The sequence below is a fragment of the Pseudomonas sp. Sample_24 genome (assembly GCF_004307605.1).
Lineage (GTDB): Bacteria > Pseudomonadota > Gammaproteobacteria > Pseudomonadales > Pseudomonadaceae > Aquipseudomonas.
Map to the genome: position 1 here is coordinate 23363 of NZ_RCNW01000357.1, position 19557 is coordinate 42919.

The following is a 19557-nucleotide window of genomic DNA, read 5'->3' on the forward strand; positions in this document are numbered from 1 at the left end:
AAGCGGCTAATGCTAGCGGAGCAAGGGCAAAAATGCATCCGGTGCGCTCGTCTAATCTGGTTAAGCTGCAATTTGCGGTGATTGTTGGAGCGTTTATGCGGTTGGCCTTGGGGGCACTGCTGTTGATCAGCCTGGACAGTGCGGCTGCGGACGCGCCGTTGCGCTTTGTGGTGCCCGACAGCTGGGCGATGCCGATGGTGCAGCTTGAGCACGGCCGGCCCACACAAGGCATTCTTTATGACGTGATGCTCAGCCTTGCGACCCAGGTCGGCGTACCGGCCAGGTTTGTTGTATTGCCCCGGGGCCGGGTGCAAAACGCGATGGAACACGGCGAGGTCGATGTCCGCTGCTATGCCGCACAATCGTGGTTACCCAATCAATCCGGCGACTACATCTGGAGCATTCCACTCTGGACGCAACCTGACCTGCTGATCAGCCGCCCCGCCCAACCCGATCCGGTCATCGCGGCGAGTCTGTCGCCACAATCGATCGGTACGGTTCTGGGCTATAGCTACCCGACTTTGCAACCGCTGTTCGACGCAAAGCGCCTGCACCGCGATGACGCGCGCAATCAGGAACAGGTGCTGGAGAAACTCCAGGCCGGACGCAACCGCTACGCGGTCAGCAACCAATGGACGCTGGACTGGTTCAACCAGCGCCTGCTGCCACAGCAGCAATTACTGAGTGTGGCGGTATTGCAGGAGCAGCGTGTCGGCTGCTACGTACGCAACGACCCGGACGTGCCGGTGCAGCGAATTCTGCGCACGTTGGTGCGGATGAAAATGTCCGGCGAAATCGATGACATCATTCGGCTTTATATCGGAGGCAAGCCTTAGCCGGCAGGCGCCAGCGCCCGCCATTGCGACGGTGCGACGTAGCCTGCCACCCAGCCCGGCACGTCGGTGGCCGGCATGGGGCGCGCAATGAAATACCCCTGCGCCACCTCGCACCCCAGCCGCAGCAGTAACTCACCGTGTTCGACACTTTCCAGCCCCTCGGCAATCACCTGTCGACCAAATGCCTTCGCCAGGCTGATTACTGCAGTGGTCAGGGCCAGATCGTCACCGTCATGCAGGATATCCCTGACAAACGATTTATCGATCTTGATCGTTTGTGTGTGCAACCGTTTGAGGTAGCTGAAGGATGAGAAACCGGTGCCGAAATCACCCAACGAAAACTGCACGCCCAGCGCCTGACAGGCCTGCAAGCAGGCGCTGACGTGCTGAATATTCTCGATGGCCACCGACTCGACGATTTCCAGATCCAGTCTCTGCGCAGGCACTCGCCCATGCCGGGCCAACGCGCTTTCAAGCCGGCCGACAAAATCCGCGCGCTGGAAATGCCGCGCCGCGATGTTCACGCTGACCGGCCAGTCATACCCCTGCAGCTGCCAGACCTCCAGCTGCAACAGCACCTGATCCATCACCCACTCACCAATGTCGACGATCAGATCCGTTTCCTCGACCAAAGGCAAAAACTCCCGGGCAGTCATCATGCCGTTTTGCGGGTGCTTCCAGCGCAGCAATGCCTCGAAGCCGACAACCTCGCCGCGTCGCATGTTGACCTTGGGCTGGAAGTGCAGACGTAATTCATGATTGATCAGTGCCTGGCGCACCCGCTCGACGGTCTGGTGAGTAGCCTTGACCTCCCGATCCCGGGACACATCGAACAAATGAAAACGCTTGCGCCCGCTTTGCTTGGCCACGTACATGGCTTGATCGGCATGACGCAACAGGGTTTCGGCATCGGCATTGTCATGGGGATACAGCGTGACGCCGATACTGGCATACACATTGATTTCCTTACCGCGCAATGTGTATGGCGCCGAGATCGTGCCCAGGACCCGATTCAATGCCGCATTCAATTCCGGCAGATCGCGCACGTAACGCAACACCAGGACAAACTCGTCACCCGCCAGCCGCGCCACGACATCTTCGGCACGGACGATACCGCGCAATCGTTTGGCCACTTCGACCAGCAAAAGATCGCCGCTGGCATGCCCGTAACCATCGTTGACAGCCTTGAAACCGTCGAGATCGAGCATGCACACCGCCAGCGGAGTGTTTTCCTGTCGCGAAAACTCCAGCGCCTGATCAAGCAGGTCCGACAGAAACGCGCGATTGGGCAGTCCCGTCAACACATCGTGCCCGACCCGCCATTGCAGGGTATGCAGCAGTTGGCGCTTTTCGCTGATATCGAAGCGGATCGACAAATAACGCTCGACCCGGCCGGTGTCTTCATCGAGGACCGGCACCATCGTGCTTTCTACCCAATACAGGCTGCCATTTTTGGCGCGATTGCAGATTTCGCCTTTCCACACATTGCCCATGGCGATGGTGCGCCACATGCCGGCGAAAAACTCGGTCGAATGGGTGCCGGAATTGAGCAGCCGATGATTTTGCCCCAGCAGTTCTTCCCGGCTATACCCGGAAATGGCGCAAAATTGGTCGTTGACGTGGGTTATCCGGCCGGTCAGATCGGTCTCGGAAAAAATCGCGGCGGCATCCACGGCCCTGCGGTACTTCTCATCCATGAGTCAGACTCGCTGTTGCTTACATTGGCGGCGGTGGAGCAGCAAATTAGCGCGGATCATTCGCGCAATATCAGCGCTGCTAAAGGACTCACGCAACCCTGTGAGTAGACGCCATGTCGGCTTTGTTGTCTTGATCGATCTTCCGGGAACCGGTCACCAAGTGCCGGTTTCCGGCGGCGATTCTACGAGATGCATCGCATATTGCAAGGCAAGGTGATCGATCATGGCGCAGTATGATGCAAATCATCTGATGTTTTTACAGCGTCAGCCAAATCGAAAACGACAAAAAACCGCTATGGACAAAATCCATGGCAGCACAGTGAAAGTATTTGAACAGGATAACGCGACAGAGGATTCGCGCTGCGTTATGGAGGCAACCCCACCAGCCACACCCCGGCACACAATGTTCCCGCTGTGGCTGCTTCCTTCCGGATCTGACCAGGTTCACGGGTAATCGTTGCGGGGGGACCGATGGGGTCACCATAACGACGCTCACCTGACGGCGAGCCGCGCCATTGTACCTATCTCAGTCGAAGTTACAACCGTTGCGGCGGATTAAAAATATGAGGCCGGTCAAAGACATGCGCGAATGGTGAAAATCGGCTTATGCAGGCGCGAGCCTGCTCGCTCTACAGGTCCTGCACCACTTCGTCCGCCCTGCCGCCCTCGCCCTGGATGACCAGATGAATGAAGTGCAGCTTGGCGATCACCGTCGGCGGCAGCACGAAAGGGTAAAAATCCGGCTGGCCCATGCTGCGCGACAGTTCATTGAGCATGCCGGCCAGTTCGATCCAGGCATTGACGAAAGAGAGAAACGCCGCCCCACCGGGATGCTGCGGATCGTAAAGGGTATCGATCGGAAACGGCTGATAATCGAGGTCCATTTCCCGCGCACTCATGCCGAACCCCAGTGCCGTATCGACTGCATCCATCATGTGCAGGTAATGCGCCCAGGTTTCAGCCCAGTCCTCCCAAGGATGCATGGTGGCATAGGCACTGACACAGGATTGCTGCCAATCAAGCGGTGCGCCCTGCTGATAATGTCGTTCAAGGGCGTCGGTGTAGCTGGCACGCTCATCACCGAACAAGCCGCGGAACGCTTGCAGCCAATCACTATTGGCGATCAGACGGTCCCAGTAGTAATGCCCGACTTCGTGACGAAAATGCCCGAGCAATGTGCGATAGGGTTCGTGTAGCTGTACCCGCATCTGCTCGCGATGAGCATCGTCAGCTTCTTCGATGTCGAGGGTGATCAGGCCATTGGCGTGACCGGTGGTGGGCGACTTGCCTTCGAGGTCGACGCCAATGAAATCGAAGGCCAGACCGGTTTCTTCATCGACCGTCTTGGGTATCACCTGCAACCCCAGGCTGACCAATTGCGCGACCAGCCGCCGCTTGGCGGTTTCCATCTTGCGCCAGCGCTCATGGTTTTCGGCTATCGATAAATCGGGAATGGTGCGATTCAGGCTACACGCGATGCACAACACATCGTGGTCATTGGCAGGCAGCAGCCAATTGCACGCTGCCGGGGAATCAAGGTTGGCGCAACGACGAAACAAACCGGCTGCGGGATCGGCATCAAGCCACCAGCTATCCGGCTGATCGCCGGGCTGCAACGATGACAGACGGCTCTCCTGCGGCTGATAGCCCAGCGCCGCCGAACAGGCCAGGCACTGGCTATTGCGAAAGAACAGCGACTGCCCGCATCGACACGGCCAGATCTTGCTGTTGCGCGAACTCTCCCCCATGAAGGGCGCCGCGATGCGTGAGCTGAGCTGTTCGAAGAAGCGGTACATGGCGATCTCTCCCTGGGGCTTGCCAAGACTAGATCATTGCGGACACTGGATCGTTCCCACGCTCTGCGTGGGAACTCAGGCCAGGACACTCCGCGCCCCACCCTTCAGCGCCCGAACGCGGAGCGTCCGCTGGGGCATTCCCACGCGGAGCGTGGGAACGATCACAGCGCGGCGGCGGGACGGCCCCTACAGTTTATATTGCTGCTCAGTCCACCTTGCCGAACCCGCGCAATGTTTCAACAAACGCCTCTTCATCCAGCACCTTCAAGCCCAGCTCATTGGCCTTGGTCAACTTCGAACCGGCGCCCGGCCCCGCCACTACGCAATGGGTCTTGGCGGACACGGAACCCGCCACCTTGGCACCAAGGCTTTCGAGTTTGTCCTTGGCCACATCGCGACTCATCAGCTCCAGCGAGCCGGTGAGCACCCAGGTTTGCCCAGCCAATGGCAGGCCTTCGACAATTTTCTTTTCGCTGCGCCAGTGCATGCCGAAATCGGCCAGCTGTTTTTCAGCCGCTTCGGCGAGTCGACGATTTTCCTCGATGGTAAAAAACTCCCGAACCGAATTGGCCTGCTTCTCCGGCAACGCCTGACGCATATCCAGCCAATCGGCACCGATGACCGCTTGCAGCGAGCCGAATTTCTCGGCCAGTTTCTGCGCCCCGCCCGGCCCCACCGAAGGAATGTGCAGCTTGTCGAGGAAACCGCCCAGGGTGGTGCTGGCGGCGAACTCGGCGCCGAGTTCGCCCTGATCCTGGATCTGCAGCCCGTGCTTGAGCAAAGCTGTGATCACTTGCCGGTTATGGGCATCCTCGAAGAAGCTGTGGATCTCGTGGGCCACTTCCAGCCCGACATCCGGCAAATACGTGAGCACTTGTGGCAATGCCTGCTGCACCCGCTCCAACGAACCGAGGGAACGCGCCAGGACCTTGGCCGTCTCTTCGCCGACATCGGGAATCCCGAGGGCATAGATGAACCGCGCCAGCCCCGGCGTCTTGCTGTCGGTGATGGCACTGAGCAGTTTGTTGCTCGACACCTCGGCAAAGCCTTCCAGATCGACGATGTCGTCGAACTTCAGGGCATACAGATCGGCCGGCGAACTGACCAACCCTTCGTCCACCAGTTGCTCGACACTCTTGTCGCCCAAACCCTCGATGTCCATCGCCCGTCGCGAGACGAAGTGAATGATCGCCTGCTTGAGTTGCGCGCCACAGGCCAGTCGGCCGACGCAGCGGTACACCGCACCTTCACTGACCGTCTCGCGGCCCTTGCTGCGCTTGACCAGTTGCGTACGCTCGACGTGGGAACCACAGACCGGGCATTGCTCGGGAATCTGCACCGGCCGGGCGTTATCCGGACGGCGTTCGAGCACTACCTGCACCACTTGCGGAATCACATCACCCGCTCGGCGGATGATCACCGTATCACCGATCATCAACCCCAGGCGCGCCACTTCATCCATGTTGTGCAGCGTCGCGTTGGCGACGGTGACGCCGGCAACCTTGACCGGTTTCAGTCGCGCCACCGGCGTCACGGCGCCGGTACGACCGACCTGGAATTCCACGTCGAGCAACTCGGTGAGTTCTTCCATGGCCGGGAATTTATGGGCGATGGCCCAACGCGGTTCGCGGGCGCGGAAACCCAGTTCCCGCTGTGAAGCGATGCTATTGACCTTGAACACCACACCGTCGATTTCATAAGGCAACGCATTGCGACGCTCACCGATATCGCGGTAATACGCCAGGCATTCATCGATCCCGTTCGCCCGCTTCAGCTCATGGCTGATCGGCAAGCCCCAGGCCTTGAGCTGTTGCAGATTGCCGATGTGTGTATCGGCAATGTCCGCCGACACCTGGCCAATGCCGTAGCAGCAGAACTCCAGTGGCCGGTTGGCGGTGATTTTCGAATCCAGCTGTCGCAGACTGCCCGCCGCCGCGTTGCGCGGGTTGGCGAAAGTCTTGCCGCCCACCTCCAGTTGCGTGGCGTTAAGCCGCTCGAACCCGGCCTTGGACATGAACACTTCACCACGCACTTCCAGCGTCGCCGGCCACCCAGTGCCGTGCAACTTCAGCGGAATGTTGCGCACAGTGCGCACGTTGACACTGATGTCTTCGCCAGTGGTGCCATCGCCGCGCGTGGCGCCACGCACCAGTACGCCGTCCTGATACAGGAGACTGACCGCCAGGCCATCGAGTTTGGGTTCGCAGCTGTACTCCACCGCCGCGCCGCCACCGAACAGATCGCCAACCGGCAGATCCAGACCCTCGGTGACCCGTCGATCGAACTCGCGCATGTCGGTTTCTTCGAACGCGTTGCCAAGGCTGAGCATCGGCACTTCATGGCGCACCTGAGTGAATGCCGACAACGCCGCGCTGCCCACTCGCTGGGTTGGCGAGTCACTGGTCACCAGCTCTGGATGAGCGGCTTCCAGGTCCTTGAGCTCGTGAAACAACCGATCGTACTCGGCGTCCGGAATGCTCGGCTCGTCCAGCACGTGATAGCGATAGTTGTGCTGATCCAGCTCGGTACGCAGCTCTAGAATGCGGTTTTTGGCGGCAGTCATGGGTGTTCTCTCATAAAGCAAAAGAGCAGCCGAGGCTGCTCAATTTTCTAAGTACAGTAGCTCAAGGCTATGGACATTGTGGCGAGGGAGCTTGCTCCCTCGCCACAACAAGCTCCTGTGTCACAGAAGCCTGCCCCGTCCATTCAATATCAGCGCTTCTGGGTCAGGGCGCGGCGCTCGAACTCGACGATGCGCTGACGATAATGCTCGATCGTCTGGGCGGTCAGCACGCTGCGCTGGTCGTCTTTCAATTCGCCGTTCAACTCTTGCGACAGTTTGCGCGCTGCAGCCACCATCACGTCAAAGGCTTGCTTGGGATGACGCGGGCCTGGCAAACCGAGGAAGAAGCTTACCGCCGGAGTGCTGAAGTGGTCGATGTCGTCCAGATCGAACACACCTGGCTTGACCGCGTTGGCCATGGAGAACAGCACCTCGCCGTTGCCCGCCATGCTTTCGTGACGATGGAAGATGTCCATCTCGCCAAAACGCAGGCCGCTTTCGAGGATGTTCTGCAACAACGCCGGTCCTTTGAAACCTGCTGCGTCGCGGCAAATGACACTGATCACCAGCACTTCTTCAGCCTGGGGCTGCTCTTTCTCGCTGACCGATGGAGAGGGTTTGGTGTCATCCGGAAAATCGTCGTCACGACTGCTGAAGCTCGGACCGCCGTCCAGATCCAGGCTGAGGTTCATGTCGCCCTGAGCCGGCTCGCCATGACTACGCTTGCCGCGTTTGGAGCCCGACTCACGCGGTTCACGTGCCGGCATGCTCACCGAAGGCAAGTCGTGTTCGTCCAGTTGCGGTTCCTTGTGGGAATCCAGCACACGGGGCGGACCCAACAACTCGGCGCTGGTGTCTTCGTCCGGAAGATTGGACAGACTTCGATCAAGACGGAATTTCAATTTTCCCTTGCCGCCGCGCATCCGGCGCCAGCCATCAAAAAGAATACCGGCAATGACAATAATGCCGATGACGATCAGCCACTCGCGCAGACCGATTTCCATGTAATCCCGTGCCTCTATAAAAAATGCTGAAAAATAAGGGGTTTACAAGCTGCAAACCGCTTTAAAACGTGGCGCCAACTCTATGTTCTGACAGGCGTTTTGCCCACGTATACGAAAAATTGACATTAAACTAGCACGACCAAAGGCAACTTTACACCGTCTGTCACTGTGGCTAGCGCGAATATGTCGATTAGCCAGCAAGTCAACGCAAGCAAAAAAGTCCGATAACCCTGTAGTACCTGTCTTACAGATACAACTCAGGCATCCACCATTGCCATCGCCTCCTCGACATCCACGGCCACCAGACGCGAACAACCGGGCTCATGCATCGTCACCCCCATCAGTTGTTCGGCCATTTCCATGGCGATCTTGTTGTGGGTGATATAGATGAATTGCACCGTTTGCGACATCTCCTTGACCAGCCTTGCATAGCGTCCAACGTTAGCGTCATCCAATGGCGCGTCAACTTCATCGAGCATGCAGAACGGCGCCGGGTTCAACTTGAAGATCGCAAAAACCAGAGCCAATGCGGTCAGGGCCTTTTCGCCACCGGAGAGCAAATGGATGGTGCTGTTCTTCTTTCCTGGCGGCTGCGCCATGATCGTTACCCCTGTATCGAGTAGATCTTCGCCCGTCAGTTCCAAATACGCGCGACCGCCACCGAAAACTTTTGGGAAAAGCGCCTGTAAACCGCCATTGATCTGATCAAAGGTATCCTTGAAACGGTTTCGGGTTTCCTTGTCGATCTTGCGAATCACGTTTTCCAGGGTCTCCAGTGCTTCCACCAGATCGGCGTCCTGGGCATCCAGATAACGTTTACGCTCCGATTGTTGCTGGTATTCGTCGATGGCCGCCAGGTTGATCGCACCGAGGCGCGCAATCCGCGCCGCAATGCGTTCGAGCTCTTCCTCGGCAGCTTTCTCGCTGGCTTCGGCTGTCAGCGTGGCGAGTACGCCGTGCAGATCGTAGCCGTCCTCCAGCAACTGATCCTGCAAAGCCTTGCGGCGCACGGTCAACGCCTGCCATTCCATGCGTTGCTGTTCGAGTTGACCGCGGATCAGCTGTGATTGCTGCTCAGCCTGGTTGCGGCGTTTTTCCGCATCACGCAGTTCACGATCGGCATCTTCCAAGGCGATCTGTGCGGTCTTGAGCTCTTCGTCGACGGTCATGCGTTTGTCGAGCAATTCCTCAAGTTTCAAACGCAGCTCTTCCAGCGGTGCCTCGCCCTCCTCCAGATTGAGGCTCAATTGCTCGCGCTTTTCGGTCAGGCGTTCAGACTGCATTTCCAGGCGCTCGAGCGCCTGTCGCGTCGAATCGTGCTGAGCCTTCAGCGAGCCCAACCGCACCGCCAGTTGATGGGCGTGATCCTTGTGCTGCCGCGCTTCCTGGCGCACCCGGTCAAGGCGTTCGCGCAGACTGTCGCGCTGGGCCAGCAGTAATTCGCGCTGCTCGGTGTCCAGCGCCATGCTGTCCAGAGCTTCCTGCAACTGCAGACGCGCTTCGCCGATGTTTTCGTGTTCCAACGCACGCTGTTCGTCCAGCTCAATGAGCTCTTCATCGAGGCGAGTGCGGCGCAGGCTCAACTGTTCGGCCTTGGCCTTACCGGCCGACAATTGGGCTTTCAATTCACCCTGCTGACGGGCTTCATCTTGCAGCAAACGGCGCAAATGTTCACGGCCGTTTTCCTGCTGGCGCTGTTGCGCGCGCAGGTTCTGCAACTGGCTTTCGAGGTTTTCGACGGCGGCTTCGCGCTCTTCACGCTCAAGGCCAAGCGCCTGGATTTCCTGGCCACGGGCCAACACACCGCTTTCTGCTTCGCTGGCCCGGCACACCCGCAGGAAATGCCGGCCAACCCAGAAACCGTCGCGACTGATCAGGCTTTGGCCCACGCCCAACTGCCCGCGCAAGGTCAGCGCCTGCTCAAGATTTTCAACCGGTTTGACCTGCCCCAACCAAGGCGACAGATCAATCTGTGCCTCGACCTTGTCGAGCAGGCTGCCCGGCACCCGCACGCCGTCGCCAGCGGGGCTGAGCAAGCGCAAATCGCCCTGGGCAAACCCGGCCAGATCAAAATCATTGAAGTCATCCACCAGCACGGCCTGCAAGTCGGCGCCCAGGACGGTTTCCACCGCAAGCTCCCAACCTGCTTCGACCTTCAGGCCCTCGGCCAGACGCGGGCGATCCGCGAGGTGCTGCTCGCGCAGCCATTCGGCGGTGCCGGTGCCGGGATCGAGCGCGGCTTGTTGCAAGGCTTCCAGCGACGCCAGACGCCCATTGAGCCGCTGCAGGTCGCCCTGGGCCTGTTGCTGCGCCGTCAGCGTTTGTTGCAAGTGCTGACGCAGTTGCTCGAGTTTTTCGACCTGGGCTTCTTCACTGGTCTGCAAATCCTCGAGGGTCGCCTCGGATTCAGCGAGCTGTTCGCTGAGCGCCATGATCGCTGCGTCTTCCGGGTCTGCCGAGAGCAACGCGCGTTCTTCGCCAAGACGTTTCTGACGATCTGCCAAGCGCTCCAGACTGGTTTCCAGTTGCTGGATCCGCGACTGCTGCACTTCAGCCTGACGGCGCGGTTCGGCGGCGCTGAGATTGAACGTGTCCCACTGCTCCTGCCAGCCGTGCATGGTCGTTTCGGATTCTTCCAGTGCCGCGGCGGCCTCTTCGGCGGCGGCGCTGGTGACTTCCTGTTCCGGCGTGAGCATGTCGAGCTCTTCGCCGAGGGTCAACAGCAACGTGCGGTCGTGCCCCAGGTGAGATTCGGTTTCCAGCCGCGCGCGCTCGGCTTCTTTCAAGTCGTCCTGCAACTGACGCAGGCGCTGTTGTCCATGCTGAATGCTCTGCTCGACCCGAGCGATGTCGCCGCCGACCGAATAGAAGCGTCCCTGCACCAGATTGAAGCGTTCAGAGAGCTCGTGATGACCATCGCGCAAGCGCTCGATGCTGGCATCGGCGTTGCGCTGCTCGGCCACCAAGGCTTCGAAACTGATTTCCTGGGTACCGATGATCGCTTCGCGCTGACCGACCTGATCGTTCAAGTCCTGCCAGCGCAGTGCCGACAACTGCGCCTTGAGCTGACGCTCCTCGCTTTTGCATTCCTGATATTTCTTGGCCGCCTCGGCCTGGCGGTGCAAGCGTTCCAGCTGACGCGTCAGCTCTTCACGCAGGTCAGTCAGGCGTTCGAGGTTTTCGTGGGTGCGGCGGATGCGGTTTTCGGTCTCGCGCCGGCGCTCCTTGTACTTGGAAATGCCCGCGGCTTCTTCGATGAAGTTTCGCAGGTCTTCGGGCTTGGACTCGATCAGCTTGGAGATCATCCCCTGCTCGATGATCGAGTAGCTGCGCGGGCCGAGGCCGGTGCCGAGGAAGATGTCAGTGATGTCGCGGCGACGGCATTTGGTGCCGTTGAGGTAATAGGTGGTCTGGCTGTCGCGGGTCACTTTGCGACGAATGGAAATTTCCGCATAAGCGGCGTATTCGCCGAGCAATGTACCGTCGGAGTTATCGAACACCAGCTCGATGCTCGCCTGGCTCACTGGCTTGCGGCTGGTGGAGCCGTTGAAGATGACGTCGGTCATCGACTCGCCACGCAGGTTCTTGGCCGAACTCTCGCCCATGACCCAACGCACGGCGTCGATGATGTTCGACTTGCCGCAACCATTGGGTCCGACCACCGCCGCCATGTTGCTGGGGAAGTTCACCGTGGTCGGATCGACGAAGGATTTGAACCCCGCCAGCTTGATGCATTTGAGCCGCAAGATCAGGCGTCCGTCAGGGCGGAGATCACCAGATCGCAGCTGCGCTGGCCGTAGGCGATCAGCACTTCGCGGATCTGAGCGTAGTCCCGGGCAATCACTGCCGCGAGCAGACGCTCGAACAGCTCCAGATATTCGCTCATCGAGGCCTTGCGCTGATCCAGGGCAAGGAAATAGGCACGGCTCATGGCCGGCTGCAGATTCTCGACGGTTTCCTGCAAATACGGATTGTTGGCGAACGAATACGTGGCGCGCATCACATTGAAGCTTTCATCGACGAAGGTATGGATGTCCTGGCGTTCGTAGCTGGCGGTAAGCCGCTGCTGAATCTGTACGAACGGCGCCAGGTCGGCCTGGACTTTCCAGCCGGTGGCCACGGCATTGGCGAGCAGGATGTACATCTCGCCCATCAGCGTGCACAGGCTCCGTACCTTGTGCGCGGTGAGCTCGGTCACGTGGGCGCCACGTCGCGGCAGGATCGCAATCAGGTGGCGACGCTCAAGGATCAGCAAGGCCTCACGGACCGAGCCGCGGCTGACATTGAGTGCCAGCGTGACCTTCTGTTCCTGGATGCGCTCCCCGGGCTTCATTTCGCCGCGAATGATGCGTTCGGCGAGGTGGTGAGCGATTTGCTCGGCGAGGCTGTCCGGCGCCTTGAACGTCATGGTTGTCCTTCAAACTGTTCGATCTGCACAAGCGGCGCAGTGTAGCGCAATTGATACGTCATGGCGCACAGCCCTGGCGGGGGTTTTGGCACGATTCAAGCAAAAAGCAGGCTGGCCTGCGAGGGTCAATAATGAAGAAACAGTTGTGAGTCGACAAAATGCATTTTCCTGACCTTTAAGTCAGAAAATCATTGACCGAAAAGTCAGACCTGCTAAATTCGGTTCACGTCGGTTAACAACAATAATGAGTCTGCGAGGCCTTCCGTGATCCAGTTTTTACTAAACCAGGAACTCCGTAGCGAGCACGCCCTGGACCCGAACCTGACCGTGCTCAACTATTTGCGCGACCATGTGGGCAAGCCCGGCACCAAAGAAGGCTGCGCCAGCGGTGACTGCGGCGCGTGCACCGTGGTGGTCGGCGAATTGCAGACGGATGACACCGGTCGCGAACACATCCGTTATCGCAGCCTCAACTCATGCCTGACGTTCGTTTCGTCACTGCATGGCAAACAACTCATCAGCGTTGAAGACCTCAAGCACAAAGGTGAACTGCACAGCGTGCAGAAAGCCATGGTCGAGTGCCACGGCTCACAGTGCGGCTTCTGCACACCGGGCTTCGTGATGTCGTTGTTCGCCCTGCAAAAGAACAGCGAAGCGCCCGATTCCCACAAAGCCCACGAAGCCCTGGCCGGCAACCTCTGCCGTTGCACCGGCTATCGGCCGATTCTCGAAGCCGCCGAACAATCCTGCTGCGGTAAACAACCGGATCAGTTCGATGCGCGTGAAGCGGACACCATTGCCCGCTTGAAAGCCATCGCACCGACCGACATCGGCGAACTCAACAGCGGCGACAAACGCTGCCTGGTGCCGCTGACCGTGGCCGACCTGGCCGATCTCTACGACGCTTACCCGCAGGCCCGCCTGCTGGCCGGCGGTACGGACTTGGCGCTGGAAGTCACGCAGTTCCACCGCACCCTGCCGGTGATGATCTATGTCGGCAACGTCGCCGAAATGAAGCGCATCGAGCGTTTCGACGACCGCCTGGAAATCGGTGCCGCCACCGCCCTCTCCGATTGCTATGAAGCCTTGAAGGCTGAATACCCGGATTTCGGCGAACTGCTGCAGCGTTTCGCGTCCTTGCAGATCCGCAACCAGGGCACGCTGGGCGGCAACATCGGCAATGCCTCGCCCATCGGCGATTCGCCTCCGCTGTTGATCGCCCTCGGCGCGCAAATCGTTCTGTGCAAAGGCGAAACCCGCCGTACCCTGGCGCTGGAGGACTACTTCATCGATTACCGCGTGACCGCGCGTCAGGAAAGCGAGTTCATCGAGAAGATCATCGTGCCCCGCGCCAGCGTCGAGAATCTGTTCCGCGCCTATAAAGTCTCCAAGCGTCTGGACGACGACATCTCTGCCGTGTGCGCCGCCTTCAACATTCGCCTGGAAAACGGCATCGTCGCGCAAGCCCGCGTGGCGTTCGGCGGCATGGCGGCCATTCCGAAACGTGCCGCAGCCTGTGAAGCGGCGCTGCTCGGCTCGCCGTTCAACCATGCCACCATCGAACGCGCCTGCACCGCACTGGCCGAAGATTTCACGCCGCTCTCGGATTTTCGCGCCAGCAAGGAATATCGCCTGCTCAGCGCGCAAAACCTGCTGCGCAAATACTTCATTGAACTGCAAACACCGCACATCGAGACTCGGGTGACCGCTTATGTCTAATCATCACGCCGTAGAGAAGACCCAGGCCGAACTGGCTGAACTGTTCGCCAAGGACCTGACCACCGGTGTCGGTCGCAGCGTCAAGCACGACAGCGCGGCCAAGCATGTGTCCGGTGAAGCGCAGTACATTGATGATCGCCTGGAATTTCCCAACCAGTTGCACGTTTACGCGCGCCTGTCGGACCGCGCCCACGCGAAGATCATCAGCATCGACACCCAGCCTTGCTACGCCTTCGAGGGCGTGCGCATCGCCATCACCCACGAAGACGTACCAGGCCTGAAAGACATCGGCCCACTGTTGCCCGGTGATCCGCTCCTGGCCATTGATGACGTGCAGTTCGTCGGGCAGCCGGTGCTGGCCGTGGCCGCCAAGGATCTGGAAACCGCCCGCAAGGCAGCGATGGCCGCAATCATCGAATACGAAGACCTGGAACCCGTGCTTGACGTGGTCGAAGCACTGCGCAAACGCCACTTCGTGCTCGACAGCCACACCCATCAGCGCGGCGATTCAGCCACGGCGCTGGCCACCGCCGAACATCGCATCCAGGGCACGCTGCACATCGGCGGCCAGGAGCATTTCTATCTGGAAACCCAGATCTCTTCGGTGATGCCGACCGAAGACGGCGGCATGATCGTCTACTGCTCCACGCAAAACCCCACCGAAGTGCAGAAGCTGGTGGCTGAAGTGCTGGACGTGTCGATGAACAAGATCGTCGTCGACATGCGCCGCATGGGCGGTGGTTTCGGCGGCAAGGAAACCCAGGCGGCGAGCCCGGCGTGCCTGTGCGCGGTGATCGCGCACCTGACCGGCCAGCCGACCAAGATGCGCCTGCCGCGCGTCGAAGACATGCTGATGACCGGCAAGCGTCACCCGTTCTATGTCGAGTACGACGTCGGCTTCGACAGCACCGGCCGCCTGCACGGCATCGCCCTGGAACTGGCCGGCAACTGCGGTTGCTCGCCAGACCTGTCGGCCTCGATCGTCGACCGCGCGATGTTCCACTCCGACAACTCTTATTACCTCGGTGATGCGACCATCAACGGTCACCGTTGCAAGACCAATACCGCGTCGAACACCGCTTACCGTGGTTTCGGCGGCCCGCAAGGGATGGTCGCCATCGAAGAGGTGATGGACGCCATCGCCCGGCATCTGGCCCTCGATCCGCTGGCCGTACGCAAAGCCAACTACTACGGCAAGACCGAGCGCAACGTCACCCATTACTACCAGACCGTCGAGCACAACATGCTCGAGGAAATGACCGCCGAACTGGAAGAAAGCAGCCAGTACGCCGAGCGCCGCGAAGCGATCCGTCGCTACAACGCCAACAGCCCGATCCTGAAAAAAGGCCTGGCGCTGACTCCGGTGAAATTCGGCATTTCCTTCACCGCCAGCTTCCTCAACCAGGCCGGCGCTCTGGTGCACGTCTACACCGACGGCAGCATCCATTTGAACCACGGCGGCACCGAAATGGGCCAGGGCTTGAACACCAAGGTCGCGCAGGTCGTGGCCGAAGTGTTCCAGGTGGAAATGGACCGCGTGCAAATCACTGCGACCAACACTGACAAGGTACCGAACACCTCGCCGACCGCAGCGTCCAGTGGCGCCGACCTGAACGGCAAAGCCGCGCAGAACGCCGCCGAAACCATCAAGCAGCGCCTGGTGGAATTCGCCGCCCGCCAATACAAGGTCAGCGAAGAGGACGTCGAATTCCACAACGGCCACGTGCGGGTTCGCGACCACATCCTGACTTTCGAAGCGTTGATACAGCAGGCCTATTTCGCCCAGGTATCTCTATCGAGCACCGGCTTCTACAAGACGCCGAAAATCTACTATGACCGCAGCCAGGCCCGTGGCCGTCCGTTCTACTACTTCGCCTTTGGCGCGGCGTGCTGCGAAGTGCTGGTTGACACCCTGACCGGCGAATACAAGATGCTGCGCACCGACATCCTCCACGACGTCGGCGCGTCGTTGAACCCGGCCATCGACATTGGTCAGGTCGAGGGTGGTTTCATCCAGGGCATGGGTTGGCTGACCATGGAAGAGCTGGTGTGGAACAACAAGGGCAAGCTGATGACCAACGGCCCGGCCAGTTACAAGATCCCGGCCGTGGCGGACATGCCGCTGGACCTGCGGGTGAAGCTGGTGGAAAACCGCAAGAACCCGGAAGACACGGTGTTCCATTCCAAGGCCGTGGGTGAGCCGCCGTTCATGCTCGGCATCGCCGCGTGGTGTGCGATCAAAGACGCCGTGGCGAGCCTGGGTGACTACAAGCATCAACCGAAGATCGACGCTCCGGCGACGCCGGAACGGGTGTTGTGGGGTTGCGAGCAGATGCGCCAGTTGAAGGCGACGAAGGCTGTCGAAGCTGAAACCGAACTGGCTTCGCTCTGATGATCGTTCCCACGCTCTGCGTGGGAATGCAGCCGGCGACGCTCCGCGTCGCATCCTGAACAGCGGACGCGGAGCGTCCAGTGATGCATTCCCACGCGGAGCGTGGGAACGATCTGACACACAGATGTCGAGGTGAAACATGTACAACTGGATCGACGCCCTCGCCGACCTGCAAAACCAGGGTGAGCCCTGCGTGTTGGTGACGATCATCGAAGAGCTCGGCTCGACTCCGCGCAATGCCGGCTCGAAGATGGTCATCAGCGCCCGTCAGGCCTTCGACACCATCGGTGGCGGGCACCTGGAATACAAGGCCATGCAGATCGCTCGCGAGATGCTCGCCAGCGGCAAGCAGGATACGCATCTGGAGCGTTTCAGCCTCGGTGCCAGCCTTGGTCAGTGCTGCGGCGGTGCCACCGTTTTGCTGTTTGAACCGATGGGCCAGGTGCAAGCGCAAATCGCTGTGTTCGGCGCCGGCCACGTCGGCCGGGCGCTGGTGCCATTGCTCTCCAGCCTGCCCTGCCGCGTGCGCTGGATCGACTCACGCGATGATGAGTTTCCAGAGCAGATCCCCCACGGCGTTCGCAAGATCGTTGCCGAAGAACCGGTGGATGAAATCGACGACCTGCCCGCCGGCAGCTACTGCATCGTCATGACCCACAATCACCAGCTCGACCTCGAACTCACCGCCGCGATTCTCAAGCGCAACGATTTCGCCTACTTCGGCCTGATCGGTTCGAAGACCAAACGGGTCAAGTTCGAACATCGTCTGCGTGATCGCGGCTTCGACAGCAGCGTCGTGCAACGCATGCGCTGCCCGATGGGCATCGGCGAAGTCAAAGGCAAGTTGCCTGTGGAAATCGCCATCTCCATCGCCGGCGAGATCATCGCCACTTACAACGCGAACTTCGGCCAGCACACCGCCAGCGCCGGATCGATTGCCAAACTGCTGCCTGCGTCACGCCGCAGCCAAGCCTCCCATTGAGAACGCTCATGCCACTGACTCGCAAAGCCTACCGCGCCGCCATCCTGCACAGCATCGCCGACCCTGCCATCGTTGGCATCGAAGCCTCGTATGAATATTTCGAGGACGGCTTGCTGGTGGTTGATAACGGCAAAATCAGCGCACTTGGCCACGCCAGTGATTTGCTGCCGACGCTGCCTGCAGACATCGAAATCACCCATTATCAGGACGCGTTGATTACCCCCGGCTTTATCGACACCCACATCCACCTGCCACAAACCGGCATGGTCGGTGCCTACGGTGAACAATTGCTGGACTGGCTCAACACTTACACCTTCCCGTGCGAAAGCCAGTTCGCCGACAAGGCCCATGCCGACGAAGTCGCGGATATCTTCATCAAGGAATTGCTGCGCAACGGCACCACGACGGCACTGGTTTTCGGCAGCGTACATCCGCAATCGGTGAACTCGTTCTTTGAAGCGGCCGAGCAGCTCGACCTGCGGATGATCGCCGGCAAGGTGATGATGGACCGCAACGCCCCGGACTACCTGACCGATACCGCTGAATCGAGCTACCTCGAAAGCAAAGCGTTGATCGAGCGCTGGCACGGCAAGGGTCGCCTGCACTACGCCGTGACTCCACGCTTCGCCCCGACCAGCACCCCGGAACAACTGACCTTGGCCGGCCAGTTGCTGAGCGAATACCCGGATCTGTACATGCAGACCCACATCAGCGAAAACCTCAAGGAAATCGAGTGGGTCAAGGCGCTGTTCCCGGAGCGCAAGGGCTACCTGGACGTCTACGATCACTACCAATTGCTCGGTGAACGCTCGGTGTTCGCCCACGGCGTGCACCTGTGCGATGAAGAGTGCGCGCGCCTGGCGGAAACCGGTTCGGCCATCTCGTTCTGCCCGACTTCAAACTTCTTCCTCGGTAGCGGCCTGTTCAATCTGCCGATGGCCGAGAAGCACAAACTCAATGTCGGCATCGGCACCGATGTCGGCGGCGGCACCAGTTTCTCGCTGCTGCAAACCCTCAACGAGGCCTACAAGGTCATGCAACTGCAAGGTGCGCGCCTGAGCCCGTTCAAGTCGCTGTACCTGGCCACCCTCGGCGGTGCCCGCGCATTGCGCCTGGAAGACAAGATCGGCAACCTGCAACCGGGTACCGACGCCGACTTCCTGGTGCTCGACTACAACGCCACGCCGCTGCTGGGCTATCGCCTGAAGCAGGCCAATAACATCGCCGAAACGTTGTTTGTGTTGATGACGCTGGGGGATGACCGGACGGTGTTGCAGACCTATGCGGCGGGGAATCTGGTGCATCAGCGCTAAGGCATTGCGTGCATGATCGTTCCCACGCTCTGCGTGGGAACGATCCAGACAATTTGCGTTTCAGCTCGGTCCCTGTGGGAGCTGGCTTGCCAGCGATTTGATCGTTCCCACGCTCCGCGTGGGAATGCAGCCCGGGACGCTCCGCGTTCCTGCCGAAGCGGACGCGAAGTGTCCATTGAGGCATTCCCACGCAGAGCGTGGGAACGATCAGTATCAGGAAGTCAGAGCTTGGCAGTCGATCGCCCTGGCTTCTTGGTCTGCAACAAGTGCGAGAACACCGCATGCAGGTCATCCGAAGCACTTTCCTCATCGAGGTTGAGCTTGCTGTCGATGTGATCCATGTGATGCATCATCAGGTCCACCGCCAGTTCACCATTGCGCGCTTCGATGGCGTCGATCAACTGGGTGTGCTCGTCATAAGAGCAGTGGGATCGGTTGCCGCTTTCATACTGGGCAATGATCAGCGAGGTCTGCGACACGAGGCTGCGCTGGAAACTGATCAACGGCGCGTTTTTCGCCGCTTCGGCCAGTTTCAGGTGGAACTCACCCGACAGACGGATACCGGCACCACGATCGCCACGGGAAAAACTGTCGCGTTCGTCGTTGACCATTTGGCGCAACTCGGCGATCTGCTCGGCGGTGGCGTGCTGGACCGCCAATTCCGTAATCGCTCGCTCCACCAGACGGCGGGCCATGAACACCTGCCGAGCCTCTTCGACACTCGGGCTGGCGACCACGGCACCGCGGTTCGGACGCAACAGCACCACGCTTTCATGGGCCAGGCGCGACAAGGCGCGGCGAATGATGGTGCGGCTGACCCCGAAAATTTCCCCCAGCGCTTCTTCGC

The 19557-nt window shown here is 59.9% G+C and carries 12 protein-coding genes and 1 other RNA gene; 5 read left to right on the top strand and 8 right to left on the bottom strand.

Annotated features, from left to right (window positions below; genetic code table 11):
• The first annotated feature begins 95 nt into the window (after positions 1 to 95).
• Positions 96 to 836 carry a transporter substrate-binding domain-containing protein gene (locus tag D8V06_RS20580; RefSeq protein ID WP_130931686.1) on the top strand — a complete coding sequence of 247 codons (741 nt, stop codon included), beginning with the start codon at positions 96 to 98 and terminating at the stop codon, positions 834 to 836.
• On the opposite strand, the gene D8V06_RS20585 is transcribed toward D8V06_RS20580, so the two are convergent.
• The 7 genes from D8V06_RS20585 to D8V06_RS20615 all read right to left on the bottom strand — a co-directional run bounded on the left by D8V06_RS20585 (position 833) and on the right by D8V06_RS20615 (position 12304).
• The gene (locus D8V06_RS20585; RefSeq protein WP_130908420.1) at positions 833 to 2533 is read right to left on the bottom strand and encodes a GGDEF and EAL domain-containing protein; all 1701 of its coding nucleotides are present in this window, start codon (positions 2531 to 2533) and stop codon (positions 833 to 835) included. The genes D8V06_RS20580 and D8V06_RS20585 overlap by 4 nt on opposite strands.
• Positions 2534 to 2910: 377 nt before the next feature.
• Positions 2911 to 3007, bottom strand: an RNA gene (gene ffs, locus D8V06_RS20590) — signal recognition particle sRNA small type.
• Positions 3008 to 3162: 155 nt separating this feature from the next.
• Positions 3163 to 4329 (bottom strand): putative zinc-binding metallopeptidase, encoded by a 1167-nt coding sequence (locus D8V06_RS20595; RefSeq protein ID WP_056856983.1) that lies wholly within the window; start codon positions 4327 to 4329, stop codon positions 3163 to 3165.
• A gap of 205 nt (positions 4330 to 4534) precedes the next feature.
• Entirely contained in the window at positions 4535 to 6892 is a 2358-nt protein-coding gene (gene ligA / locus D8V06_RS20600; RefSeq protein ID WP_130931687.1) for an NAD-dependent DNA ligase LigA, read from the bottom strand.
• A gap of 149 nt (positions 6893 to 7041) precedes the next feature.
• Positions 7042 to 7896, bottom strand: coding sequence for a cell division protein ZipA (zipA, locus tag D8V06_RS20605; protein WP_056856981.1), 855 nt, complete (start codon positions 7894 to 7896; stop codon positions 7042 to 7044).
• A 257-nt stretch (positions 7897 to 8153) separates the two neighbouring features.
• Entirely contained in the window at positions 8154 to 11642 is a 3489-nt protein-coding gene (gene smc / locus D8V06_RS20610; protein ID WP_130931688.1) for a chromosome segregation protein SMC, read from the bottom strand.
• A gap of 2 nt (positions 11643 to 11644) precedes the next feature.
• Complete coding sequence (locus D8V06_RS20615) at positions 11645 to 12304, bottom strand: GntR family transcriptional regulator (RefSeq protein WP_056856979.1); 660 nt, start codon at positions 12302 to 12304, stop codon at positions 11645 to 11647.
• 264 nt (positions 12305 to 12568) lie between these two features.
• On the opposite strand from D8V06_RS20615, the gene xdhA reads away from it, so the two are divergent.
• From xdhA to guaD, 4 genes are all read left to right on the top strand, one after another.
• A complete protein-coding gene (xdhA, locus tag D8V06_RS20620) occupies positions 12569 to 14023 on the top strand; it encodes a xanthine dehydrogenase small subunit (protein ID WP_056856978.1) in 1455 nt (484 codons plus the stop codon).
• Complete coding sequence (gene xdhB / locus D8V06_RS20625) at positions 14016 to 16415, top strand: xanthine dehydrogenase molybdopterin binding subunit (RefSeq protein ID WP_130931689.1); 2400 nt, start codon at positions 14016 to 14018, stop codon at positions 16413 to 16415. The genes xdhA and xdhB overlap by 8 nt, the downstream gene beginning before the upstream one ends.
• A 139-nt stretch (positions 16416 to 16554) precedes the next feature.
• Positions 16555 to 17397, top strand: coding sequence for a xanthine dehydrogenase accessory protein XdhC (xdhC, locus tag D8V06_RS20635; RefSeq protein ID WP_056856976.1), 843 nt, complete (start codon positions 16555 to 16557; stop codon positions 17395 to 17397).
• An 8-nt stretch (positions 17398 to 17405) separates the two neighbouring features.
• Positions 17406 to 18710: a guanine deaminase gene (gene guaD, locus D8V06_RS20640; RefSeq protein ID WP_056856975.1), complete on the top strand. Its 1305-nt coding sequence runs from the start codon at positions 17406 to 17408 to the stop codon at positions 18708 to 18710.
• A gap of 221 nt (positions 18711 to 18931) precedes the next feature.
• Here guaD and D8V06_RS20645 read toward each other — a convergent pair.
• Positions 18932 to 19557, bottom strand: a 626-nt coding sequence (locus tag D8V06_RS20645; RefSeq protein WP_130931691.1) for a GntR family transcriptional regulator, incomplete at its 5' end; no start/stop codon positions are given.